Origin of the sequence: Mitsuokella jalaludinii (assembly GCF_928722185.1) — a bacterium.
Taxonomy (GTDB): Bacteria; Bacillota; Negativicutes; order Selenomonadales; family Selenomonadaceae; genus Mitsuokella; species Mitsuokella jalaludinii.
The window spans coordinates 2348086-2359169 of the sequence record NZ_CAKMXA010000001.1; the positions used below are offsets into that span (position 1 = coordinate 2348086).

Sequence of the window (11084 nt, forward strand, 5' to 3'; positions counted from 1 at the left end):
TTTGTGATTCAGGACTTCTGGTGCAGGAAATACTGGAAGGCAGACGGGATGCTGTAGGTGTCGGCGAGCTCTTTGGGCGAGGCCCAGATGAATGGGGTGCTCTCCTCGGCGACCCGGCTGCTGCAGGGCGAGAGCTCAATCTCCCAGCCCTGCATCCGCCACTCGACATGGGAGAAGATGTGGCGGGCGTCGGGCAGGCGCGTGATCGTGCAGGCGCATAGCCCACGCGCCGCTAACCACTCGCGCAGCTCTTCTCCTGTGAGGTGCCCCGCAAGGTTCGGCAGCTCCCAGAGGCCGGCAAGCAGCCCCTTCTCCGGGCGTTTCATGAGGGCTAGCGCTCTGCCCTGGCGCAGGACGAGCACGGTCTTTTGCTCGACGCGTCGCTTCGATTTCTTGACCTTGACGGGCAGCTGCTCCGCCGAGCCTGCCGCGTGTGCGAGGCAGAGGCGGCCGAGAGGGCAGTGGGCGCAGTGCGGAGCCCCGTGCGGCAGGCAGACGGTCGCGCCGAGGTCCATGAAGGCCTGATTGAGGGCGCCGGCATCGTCTCCGCTCGGATAATGCGGGGCGAGCGAATCCTCGACGGCACGGCGGACGGACAGCTGCGCGATGTCCTCACCACACTGCAGGACGCGCATGGTAACGCGCAGGATGTTGCCGTCGACGGCTGGCAGCGGCAGGCCGAAGGCAATCGAGCCGATGGCGCTGGCGGTGTAGCGCCCGATGCCCGGTAGCGCCAGGAGCGCTGCAAAGTCGGCAGGCATCTGTCCGCCGAAGTCTTCAACAATCTGGCAGGCAGCCTTCTTGAGATTGCGCGCGCGGCTGTAGTAGCCGAGCCCTTGCCAGAGTTTCATGAGGAGCTCGTCGTCGCAGCGCGCGAGGCTCGCGATGTCAGGCAGCACTTCGAGGAAACGCGTGTAGTACGGGATGACGGCCGAGGCGCGCGTCTGTTGCAGCATGATCTCGGAAATCCAGGTGTGGTACGGCGTGACCTCTTCGCGCCATGGCAGGCAGCGCAGCGTGGACTGGCCGCGATACCAAGTCAGCAGCGGCTCGACAATTTCGGGCAGGATATCGGTGTGCGGCAGCTGGAGCGGCGTGTGTTGTTTTCTCATCGTGGCATCTGTCCTTTCTGGTGGGCTAATTCCTGGTGCATTTCATTGTAGCATAGACTGACAGGGAGGGCTATGCCCTACCAGTCTGCAACAGGAACGTGGACATTCCTGCTGGATTGTCCGACCTTTGCTTTATGTTTTTATTGAAAATCCGTTTAGAATGGATATAAATAATTATCGAACAATATAAAACCAGAAATATGTCTGCTGTAAGGGGATTATCATATAAAAAAATCTCAGTGAAATGAAAAAAAGTTACAGGAACGTGTTGACAAATCGTGTACATCGAGTAATAATGTATACATGTTTACAGCATTACAGTTTGAATCTGTTGGAGCGCCGTGGTATAATATGCATGGTATCAGCAATTCTAAGAGGAGATGGGTCCATGAAACACGTCTTGTCGGTATTCGTCGAGAATCAGACTGGTGTCCTCGTGCGTGTTGTGAGCATGTTTTCCAGACGCGAGTTCAACATCGACAGCCTGTCGGTGGGCGTCACGGAAACACCGGATTTCTCGCGCATCACAGTCGTCGTGCACGGTGATGAGAACCTCATCGAGCAGATGATCAAGCAGCTCGAGAAGATGCCGGTAGTCCGTGCGGTGCAGCGCCTGGACGAGAAGAATGCTGTGTGCCGCGGGATGACGCTGATAAAGGTCAAGGCGGATGACGACAACCGGCTCGATGTCTTGAAGATGGCAGAGCTCTTCCGGGCTCATGTGGTGGATGTCGAATCCAACACGCTGGTCTTCGAGATCACGGGCAGTGACGACAAAGTCACGGCTTTCCTGAGACTCGTGAAGCCTTATGGGATCGCAGAAGTCATACGCACCGGCCTCATCGCGCTAGAGCGCGGAGAGCATACAATCTATGAACATTGTGAGGAGAGAGAGTATTATGGCAAAAACTTACTATGATCAGGATGCAAATTGGGAACTCATGAACGGCAAGACGATTGCCATCATCGGCTATGGCAGCCAGGGCCATGCTCATGCCCTGAACCTCAAGGACAGCGGTGCAAACGTCATCGTCGGCCTCTATGAGGGTTCCAAGTCCAAGAAGGTCGCTGAAGAGCACGGCCTGAAGGTCTACACGGTCGCTGAAGCAGTCAAGCAGGCTGACATCACGACGGTCCTGATTCCGGATGAGAAGCAGGCCGACGTCTACAAGACGGAAATCGCTCCGAACCTCAAGCCGGGCAGTGCTCTCGTCTTCGCACATGGCTTCAACATCCATTACCAGCAGATCGTTCCGCCGGCAGATGTTGATGTATTCATGGTCGCTCCGAAAGGCCCGGGCCATCTCGTTCGCCGCACGTACACGGAAGGTTCCGGCGTACCGGTTGTCTTCGCTGTTCATCAGGATGCAACGGGCAAGTGCTTCGACCTCGCTCTTGCTTATGCAAAGGGCCTCGGCGCTCTGCGTGCCGGCGCACTGCAGACGACGTTCCGCGATGAGACTGAGGAAGACCTCTTCGGCGAGCAGGCTGTCCTCATGGGCGGCGTTTGCCAGCTGATGCAGACGGGCTTCGAAGTACTCGTTGAGGCAGGTTATCCGCCGGAGATGGCATACTTCGAGTGCTTCCATGAGATGAAGCTCATCGTTGACCTCTGCTACGAGGGCGGCTTCACGAAGATGCGTCAGTCCTGCTCCGATACGGCTGAGTACGGCGACTACATGGTAGGCCCGCGCATCATCACGGAAGACACGAAGAAGGAAATGAAGAAAGTCCTCAAAGAGATCCAGGACGGCACGTTCGCTCGCAACTGGCTGCTTGAGAACAAGGCTGCTGGCCGCGTCAACTTCCTCATGGAGCGCCGCCTGCATGCTGAGCATCCGATCGAGAAGGTCGGCAAGGAACTGCGCGCTATGATGCCGTGGCTCAAAGACGGTGCAGATCTCTCCAAGGACTGATCACTCCGTTAACTGAACAGGAATTTAACGCTTCCCCGGCGAATCATGCGTCGGGGAAGTTTTTTCCAAATAACAGGACTATACTCGTTATGCATAGTAAGAGATTAGGAGGGCATACTATGGGTATGACTATGAGCGAGAAAATCCTCGCGAAACACGCCGGCCTCGATTCTGTGAAAGCCGGTCAGCTCGTGACCTGCGAGCTCGATATGGTACTCGCCAACGATATTACGGCACCGCCGTCCATCGCCAAGTTCGAGGAGATCGGACGTCCTGTCTTTGACAACACGAAGATCGCGCTCGTCCCGGATCACTTCCAGCCGGCCAAGGACATCAAGTCGGCAGAGCTCGCGAAGATTGTCCGTGACTTTGCGCGCAAGTACAAGATCGTCAATTACTTCGAGCAGGGCCGCGTCGGCATCGAGCACGTCATCCTGCCGGAGAAGGGCATCGTCGCACCGGGCATGCTGACGATCGGCGCCGATTCGCATACGTGCACGTACGGTGCTGTCAACGGCTTCTCGACGGGCGTCGGCTCGACCGACCTCGGCGCGGCCATGGCGACGGGCAAGGCGTGGTTCAAGGTGCCGGAGGCCATCAAGGTCAACCTGACGGGCGAGAAGCCGGCTGACATCACCGGCAAGGACGTCATCCTGACGCTTATCGGCATGATCGGCGTTGACGGCGCGCTCTACAAGTCCCTGGAATTCGCCGGCCCGGGCGTCAAGGCGCTGACGATGACGGACCGCCTGACTATCTCCAACATGGCCATCGAGGCAGGCGGCAAGGCCGGCATCTTCCCGTTCGACGAGATCACGAAGGCCTATGTCGACGGCCGCGTCAAGAAGCCGTATGAGCCGGTCGCAGCCGATGAGGACGCCGAGTACTGCCGCGAAGTCGACATCAACCTCTCCGAGCTCAAGCCGGTCGTTGCCTTCCCGCATCTGCCGGGCAATACGAAGCGCGTCGAGGACATCGAGGAGCCCATCGAGATCGACCAGGTCATCATCGGTTCCTGCACGAATGGCCGCCTCGAGGACATGGAGATCGCAGCGTCCATCCTCAAGGGCCGCAAGGTCGCAGACCGCGTGCGCTGCATCGTCATCCCGGGCAGCCCTGCCATCTACAAGGAGTCGATGAAGCGCGGCTACATCGATGCCTTCATCGATGCCGGCTGTGCCGTCTCGACGCCGACCTGTGGCCCGTGCCTCGGCGGCTACATGGGCATCATGGCTGCCGGCGAGCGCTGCGTCTCGACGACGAACCGCAATTTCCGTGGCCGCATGGGCCATGTCGACAGTGAAGTCTACCTCGCCGGCCCGCAAGTCGCAGCCGCGAGTGCAATCTTAGGACGCATCGCAACACCGGAGGAGGTAAAATAACATGAAATTAGAAGGCAAAGTATGGCGCTACGGCGACAATATCGATACAGATGTCATCATCCCGGCCCGTTACCTCAACACGTTTGACCCGAAAGAGCTTGCCAAGCACTGCATGGTCGACATCGATGAGAGCTTCGCACCGAATGTCAAGGAAGGCGACATCATGGTCGGCGGCCGCAACTTTGGCTGCGGCTCCTCGCGCGAGCATGCGCCGGTTGCCATCAAGGCATCGGGCGTCCCGGTCGTTATCGCCGCGAGCTTCGCGCGCATCTTCTACCGCAATGGCATCAACATCGGCCTGCCGCTCCTGGAGATCGGCGAGGACGTCGAGAAGATCAAGGCCGGCGATCAGCTGCGCGTCGACACGGCGACCGGCACGATCGAGGACCTGACGACGGGCGACGTCTTCCATGCGCACCCGCTTCCGGGCTTCGTGCAGGATATTGCCCAGGCCGGCGGCCTCATCAACTATATCAAGGGCCAGAAGGACTGAGCACAGAGTCAACGACGTTTGGATAGAGCAGAGAGGGAATAGCATATGTCATACAAGATCACAGTGATACCGGGCGATGGTATCGGCAAGGAAATCACGGATTCTGCGGTAGAAGTCCTCAAGAAGGTCGACGAGAAGTTTGGCCTTGGGCTTTCCTACACCTATAAGGATGCCGGCGGCACGGCCTACGACAAGTTCGGCACGCCGCTGCCGGAGGATACGATCGAGGCGTGCAAGGCATCGGACGGCGTCCTCTTCGGCGCTGTCGGCGGCGACAAGTGGGACAATGTCGACCCGGCCTTGCGCCCCGAGAAGGCCATCCTCGGCCTGCGCAAGAACCTCGGCCTCTATGCCAACCTGCGCCCGGTCAAGGTGGCCGATGCGCTCGTCGAGTACTCTCCGCTGAAGCCGGAACTCGTCAAGGGCGTCGACCTCGTCATCGTGCGCGAGCTCATCGGCGGCATCTACTTTGGCGATAAATGCGAGTCTGAGCAGCACAATGGTGCAGAGCGCGCCTGGGACCTTGAGAACTACTCGGTCCCCGAGGTCGACCGTATCGCGAAGCTCGCCTTCGAGACGGCCAAGCTGCGCCGCGGCAAGGTCACGTCAGTCGACAAGGCCAATGTCCTCGCGACGTCGCGCCTCTGGCGCCGCACGGTGGCCAAGCTCGCCGAGTCGTACCCCGATGTCGAGCTCAACAACCTCTACGTCGACAACTGCGCGATGCAGCTGGCCATCCGTCCGACACAGTTCGATGTCATCGTCACGGGCAACCTCTTCGGCGACATCCTCTCCGACGAGGCGGCCGTCGTCGGCGGCTCAATCGGCATGATGCCGTCGGCCTCCATTGGCACGAGCACGAGTCTCTATGAGCCAATCCACGGCAGCGCACCGGACATCGCAGGCAAGGGCATTGCCAACCCGATGGGTACAATCCTCTCGGCTGCCATGCTGCTGCGCTACTCGCTGCACGAAGAAGAGGCGGCCAAGGCCATCGAAGCAGCTGTCGACAAGGCTCTCGCTGATGGCTACCGCACGCCAGACCTCTGGAAGGAAGGCTTCAAGAAGGCCAATACCGAGGAGATTACGAACGTCATCTGTGAGCGCATCTGATTTTTGCCATAGTGGAGAAATCTCATTGTAGGCCGCATGATCAGCAGAAAGGGGAAGGCAGATGAAGGGAGCACAGGCAGTCGCTCTCTGTCTCAAGGAGCAGGGAGTCGACACGGTTTTCGGTTATCCGGGCGGCATGATCCTGCCGCTTTATGACGCATTCTATGAGAACCCGGACATCCGGGAAATCCTCGTGACACATGAGCAGAATGCCGCGCATGCGGCCGACGGCTACGCGCGTGCATCGGGCAAGGTCGGCGTCTGCATCGCGACATCGGGCCCTGGTGCGACGAATCTCGTCACGGGGCTCGCGACGGCCTTCATGGACTCCGTTCCGGTCGTCGCCATCACGGGGCAGGTCGACACATCTCTCCTGGGGCGCGATGCGTTCCAGGAGACGGACATCCTCGACGTTACGATGCCTGTCACGAAGCACAACTTCAAGGTCAAGAAGGCCGATCAGCTCGTGCCGACGGTGCGCAAGGCATTCGCGCTCGCGCGTCATGGTCGTCCCGGCCCTGTGCTCGTCGATGTGCCGCGCGATCTCTTCCAGATGGATGTCGACTACGCGCCGCAGGGCGTGGAGTCCGAGCATCATGGAAAGCCGGATGCTGACTTCCTGATCTGCGCGGCAGAAGCGGCCGACGAGATCGTCCGGGCCAAGAAACCCGTGGCCATCGTCGGCGGCGGCGTCATCTCTGCCGGAGCGACGAAAGAAGTCATCGCCTTTGTCGAGAAGTATCATCTACCCGTCGTGCACACGCTCATGGGCCTCGGTGCGATACCGCGCTCGCACCCGCAGTCACTCGGTTTTGCCGGCATGCACGGCGAGAAGGCCGCCAATCACGCGATTGCCGCGGCGGACCTTGTCATCGCTATCGGCAGCCGCTTCGGCGACCGCCAGACGGGCAATCTCGACAAGTACACGGAGAACACGAAGTTCATCCACATCGACATCGACCCGGCCGAGATCGACAAGAACGTCGGCAACTCGCTCGGCCTCGCCGGCGATATGAAGACCATACTTGCCCTGCTCATGCGGCATGAGCCGAATTCCGCCCTGACGGACTGGTGGCAGCAGATCGAGAAGTGGGAGGATTCCTATGCCTACGACTATCACCAGAACCGCCTGACTGTCCCTTGGGCGATGCATCAGGTCATGCAGCGCACGAAGGGCAAGCCGTACGCCTTTGTGACGGATGTCGGGCAGCATCAGATGTGGGCTGCGCTCCACCTGCGCATCGAAGAGCCGCGGACGTGGCTGACCTCCGGCGGCCTCGGCACGATGGGATTCGGCCTGCCGGCCGCGATGGGCGCTCAGCTCTACTACGGCAAAGACAGGCGTGTCATCCATGTAGCCGGTGACGGCGGCATCAAGATGACGGGCAATGAGTTCTACACGATCGCTCGCCTGAATCTGCCCGTCGTCTCCCTGATCGTCAACAACAGGAGTCTCGGCATGATCCGCCAGCTCCAGAAGGTCATGTACAAAGAGCGCTACATTGCCTGCGAGCTCGACTACCCGATGGATTACGTCAAGTACGCCGAGTGTTTCGGCATCCAGGCGGAGTCCGTCTCCACACAGGATGAATTTGCCGAAGCCCTCAAGAAAGCCCTCGAAGACCGCGACCATCCGCGCGTCATCGTTCTCAACGTCTGGCGCAGCTTCGTCGAACCCATGATCAAGGGCGGCGCTCGCATCGATGAGTTCGTCGAATTCAAGTAATAAAATAATACATAATAATAGTATATAAAAAGAAGCGCTATTCTTTATGCGAGGGATAGAGCTTCTTTTTTGTTTAAATATGTGAATGAGCATCATCTTTAGATAAATTAATGATGGCATCGATGATGGCTTTGACTTTTCATCTAGATGAGGATATTCGTTGATGAGTTGTAACAAACGTTTATTCGTGATGTTTTCAGCAACCTTGGTTGTATTTATATAATCCGTTTCGAAGGAAGCCTGTTCCTCTCGATACGAATTGCTATCATCTTTTACATGAGGTATCAGGGAAAGAATGGATATTTTTAATGATCTGCTAAAGCGATTAAATCTTCAATTGTAATGCCTGTGGTATAACCTCTCTCCCAATTCGAAATTACCTGCGAAGACTTATGCACCAGCTGACCGAGTTTGGTTTGGGTGAGTTTTAGTTCTTTTCTTCTTTTCCTGATGTTGTCGTCGATAGACATGAGCCTGCACACCTCCATGCTTTTCATTATACAGAATCTAACGTTAAATGTTACAAAACTGACGATATATGAGAATATAATTGCCGTTTTATTGCAAAATAACGTAATTCGTTATATAATGAGAGTGTATATCTTGAGTTAAGCTTAAAATATGTGGCTTTTTGCCCTTTTTTACAGGTAATTAACGAATTTTGTTGTGTATAGAATAAAAGGTAACATATAAAATGTGGTGCAAACACTGTGAGATAGAGACAAACGAAAAAGAATGCCCGATTTGCGGGCAAAAAACAGAAACGGATGTTCCTACAGAAATTTATTGGTGCGAGCATTGCCAGGTACCGATTATCCGTCGAGTCAATCAGTCCGGTCAGTCAGAATGCCCGATTTGCGGACAAAAGACGAAGTATATGGCATCTGACCTGCGCCCAGTTTTTCCAGAAGAGCGACTGCTGTTGGAATTGCTCTTGAAATTTGAGCCCTTGAGCTTGGCTGAAAAATCTATCTGGGCGAATAAGAACCGCTATTACATTGACGGTCATTCCAAAGTAATTACAGCCAAGAACTATGAAGCAGCCGATATTGAGCAGGTAAGGAAAATTCTGCAGGAACATGCTCAGGAAAAATATTCTGGAGCCTTTAAGCGTCATATCCAAGACTTTTTGACAGTCAATCGTCATCATCTGCAGGCTATCATCGACGAGGCTCATCAGTTTATCAGAGAGGAAGCTTCTAAATATCCTGCAGAGAATATAGTATTGTCATTTTCAGGGGGCAAAGATTCGACAGTTACGGCAGACATTGTCACAAAGGCACTGAGTAATCCGAGTCTTGTTCATATTTTTGGCAATACAACATTGGAATTCCCGACAACATTGACATACGCAGAGCGGTTCCGTAAGAATCATCCACAGGCCATTTTTCAGATTGCCCAGAATCGGGAACAAAATTTCATGGATATGTGCAAAGTAATTGGCCCGCCTGCCAGGATGATGCGCTGGTGCTGTTCTATGTTCAAAACAGGACCGATTACACGGGTCATTAGTAATCTGTATCGAAATCAGCAGATTTTGACTTTTTATGGTATCCGTCGTTATGAGTCTGTCAGCCGCAGTAAATACAATCGCGTTGAGAAGAATACAGAGTCGGTAAAGATACAGCAGCAGACGGTTGCTGCCCCTATATTCAATTGGAAGGATATTGATGTCTGGCTTTATATCTTGGGTGAGAAAATTGACTTTAATGATGCTTATCGCTTGGGATATGACCGTGTTGGCTGTTGGTGCTGCCCTAACAATAATAAAAGAGCGCAGTTTCTTTCCAATATATATATGCCAGAGCGTTCGACGAAGTGGCGTAACTTTTTGATTGACTTTGCCCATGAGATCGGCAAGGAAGATGCCGAGGTTTATGTTGATACGGGCAAGTGGAAGGCACGACAGGGTGGAAATGGACTTCCTGCAGCTAAAACTGTCAAATTGCAGTATACGAACTGTACTTCAGAAGAACATTCAAAGATATATAAACTGTTCCGGCCATATGATGATGAACTGGTGAATATGTTTGTGCCATTCGGAAAATTAGCACCGGAACTTGGCAGAAGATTACTGCATGAGACTGTAGTGTTGGATATCCATACCAATGTTCCTATTTTGTCCATTCAGCCGTTTAAGCAGGATAATTATGAACATGCAGTCAAGGTCAAGACAATGAATGTCAAGGACCATGATGCACTGCAGAGAATGGCAGGATATCAGATACGAAAGTTCAACGCATGCCGCCGCTGCCTGAAATGTGAATCCTTATGTCGGACAGGGGCTATTTCTATCATTGGAGATTCTTATTATATTGATCCACAGAAATGCGTACACTGTCAGAAATGCATGAATGCAAAATACTTAGCGGGCGGCTGTATGATGGATAAATATTTAAGAACGAAGTAACGTATCGTTACTATAGCAAATAGATGAGTGAGGAGAATCAAGTATGAAATTCAGGGGCCATGAGACATTCTTTATCCGTAAAGGCTGGCTTACCAAAGGGATGAAATATGTAAAGCGTCATCCAGACGTATTTGTCAGCAAAGAAGAAAAGCCCATGGATGTCCTGGGAATTGGTTCTAATATGGTTAAATCTCTTCGCTATTGGATGCAGGCTGTTGGCATCACAAAAGAGCCAACACATGGTAAGAGAACTCAGCAGTTTACACCGTTAGGAGAACTTATCTATCGTTATGATCGCTATATAGAGGAACAGGGAACGCTTTCATTACTGCAATATGAGTTGTCTTCGAATCAGGAAGAAGCGACAGCGTGGTATTTTTTCTTTAATGAATTTCAGATGTTGGAATTCACGAGAGATGATTTCATCAGAGGCCTTAAGAATTATGTTTTGATGCAGAATGAAGAGACAAGTGTAGCGGATCGTTCATATCAGGATGATTTTAGCTGCATCATCAATACATACATTCCTAGAATCAAAGGCGGCCGACTGCAGTTTTCTCCTGAGAACAATATTGCCTGTCCCTTGGGAGAATTGGGCCTGATTGATTACGTCAGTCAAGATAGAACGATTTATCGTAAGACGATGGTCCAGCCGCAGATGTTATCTCCATATATTGCTTTAGCCATGATTCTTTTACAGCATGATGATAATACAGAGGTTTCCTTGGAATCACTGCTTCATGCGCCTAAAAGTATTGGCAGAGCATTTAACCTTGATATGACAACTTTGATGCAGCTGCTGAAACAATTAGAGCAGTTGGGGGAAGTCGAAGTCGTACGTACGGCAGGTCTGGATGTAGTGCACATCATGACAGAATATACGGCACAAGAGTGTATAGAACAGTATTATCAAGACGTCTTAAAGGAATGAA

At 53.7% G+C, this 11084-nt stretch carries 10 protein-coding genes; 8 read left to right on the top strand and 2 right to left on the bottom strand.

Annotation, left to right across the window (positions count from 1 at the left end):
* Nucleotides 1-8: 8 nt before the first annotated feature.
* On the bottom strand, nt 9-1112 hold the full coding sequence (locus tag QDI87_RS11005; protein ID WP_278743312.1) for an A/G-specific adenine glycosylase: 1104 nt from the start codon (nt 1110-1112) through the stop codon (nt 9-11).
* 388 nt (nt 1113-1500) lie between these two features.
* Between QDI87_RS11005 and ilvN the strand changes: the two genes are divergently transcribed.
* The 6 genes from ilvN to ilvB all read left to right on the top strand — a co-directional run bounded on the left by ilvN (nt 1501) and on the right by ilvB (nt 7742).
* Nucleotides 1501-2031, top strand: coding sequence for an acetolactate synthase small subunit (ilvN, locus tag QDI87_RS11010; protein WP_036377419.1), 531 nt, complete (start codon nt 1501-1503; stop codon nt 2029-2031).
* Nucleotides 2012-3028, top strand: coding sequence for a ketol-acid reductoisomerase (ilvC, locus tag QDI87_RS11015; RefSeq protein WP_036377422.1), 1017 nt, complete (start codon nt 2012-2014; stop codon nt 3026-3028). Before ilvN ends, ilvC begins: the two co-directional genes overlap by 20 nt.
* Nucleotides 3029-3147: 119 nt before the next feature.
* Nucleotides 3148-4410: a 3-isopropylmalate dehydratase large subunit gene (gene leuC, locus QDI87_RS11020; protein WP_278743315.1), complete on the top strand. Its 1263-nt coding sequence runs from the start codon at nt 3148-3150 to the stop codon at nt 4408-4410.
* Between the two features lies 1 nt (nt 4411).
* Nucleotides 4412-4903, top strand: coding sequence for a 3-isopropylmalate dehydratase small subunit (locus QDI87_RS11025; protein ID WP_255240802.1), 492 nt, complete (start codon nt 4412-4414; stop codon nt 4901-4903).
* A gap of 45 nt (nt 4904-4948) precedes the next feature.
* The gene (gene leuB, locus QDI87_RS11030; RefSeq protein WP_278743316.1) at nt 4949-6016 is read left to right on the top strand and encodes a 3-isopropylmalate dehydrogenase; all 1068 of its coding nucleotides are present in this window, start codon (nt 4949-4951) and stop codon (nt 6014-6016) included.
* 61 nt (nt 6017-6077) lie between these two features.
* Nucleotides 6078-7742, top strand: a complete 1665-nt coding sequence (gene ilvB, locus QDI87_RS11035; protein ID WP_270528158.1) for a biosynthetic-type acetolactate synthase large subunit — start codon at nt 6078-6080, stop codon at nt 7740-7742.
* A gap of 305 nt (nt 7743-8047) precedes the next feature.
* On the opposite strand, the gene QDI87_RS11040 is transcribed toward ilvB, so the two are convergent.
* Nucleotides 8048-8212 carry a helix-turn-helix domain-containing protein gene (locus QDI87_RS11040; RefSeq protein WP_235269429.1) on the bottom strand — a complete coding sequence of 55 codons (165 nt, stop codon included), beginning with the start codon at nt 8210-8212 and terminating at the stop codon, nt 8048-8050.
* A 224-nt stretch (nt 8213-8436) separates the two neighbouring features.
* On the opposite strand from QDI87_RS11040, the gene QDI87_RS11045 reads away from it, so the two are divergent.
* On the top strand, nt 8437-10152 hold the full coding sequence (locus QDI87_RS11045; RefSeq protein WP_235269430.1) for a phosphoadenosine phosphosulfate reductase family protein: 1716 nt from the start codon (nt 8437-8439) through the stop codon (nt 10150-10152).
* Between the two features lie 43 nt (nt 10153-10195).
* A complete protein-coding gene (locus QDI87_RS11050; protein ID WP_278743317.1) occupies nt 10196-11083 on the top strand; it encodes a DUF4007 family protein in 888 nt (295 codons plus the stop codon).
* Nucleotide 11084 lies beyond the last annotated feature (1 nt).

Coding starts and splice junctions, on each gene's coding strand:
- QDI87_RS11005 (WP_278743312.1), bottom strand. CDS start 1,112: ATGAGAAAACAACACACGCCGCTCCAGCTGCCGCACACCGATATCCTG.
- ilvN (WP_036377419.1), top strand. CDS start 1,501: ATGAAACACGTCTTGTCGGTATTCGTCGAGAATCAGACTGGTGTCCTC.
- ilvC (WP_036377422.1), top strand. CDS start 2,012: ATGGCAAAAACTTACTATGATCAGGATGCAAATTGGGAACTCATGAAC.
- leuC (WP_278743315.1), top strand. CDS start 3,148: ATGGGTATGACTATGAGCGAGAAAATCCTCGCGAAACACGCCGGCCTC.
- QDI87_RS11025 (WP_255240802.1), top strand. CDS start 4,412: ATGAAATTAGAAGGCAAAGTATGGCGCTACGGCGACAATATCGATACA.
- leuB (WP_278743316.1), top strand. CDS start 4,949: ATGTCATACAAGATCACAGTGATACCGGGCGATGGTATCGGCAAGGAA.
- ilvB (WP_270528158.1), top strand. CDS start 6,078: ATGAAGGGAGCACAGGCAGTCGCTCTCTGTCTCAAGGAGCAGGGAGTC.
- QDI87_RS11040 (WP_235269429.1), bottom strand. CDS start 8,212: ATGTCTATCGACGACAACATCAGGAAAAGAAGAAAAGAACTAAAACTC.
- QDI87_RS11045 (WP_235269430.1), top strand. CDS start 8,437: ATGTGGTGCAAACACTGTGAGATAGAGACAAACGAAAAAGAATGCCCG.
- QDI87_RS11050 (WP_278743317.1), top strand. CDS start 10,196: ATGAAATTCAGGGGCCATGAGACATTCTTTATCCGTAAAGGCTGGCTT.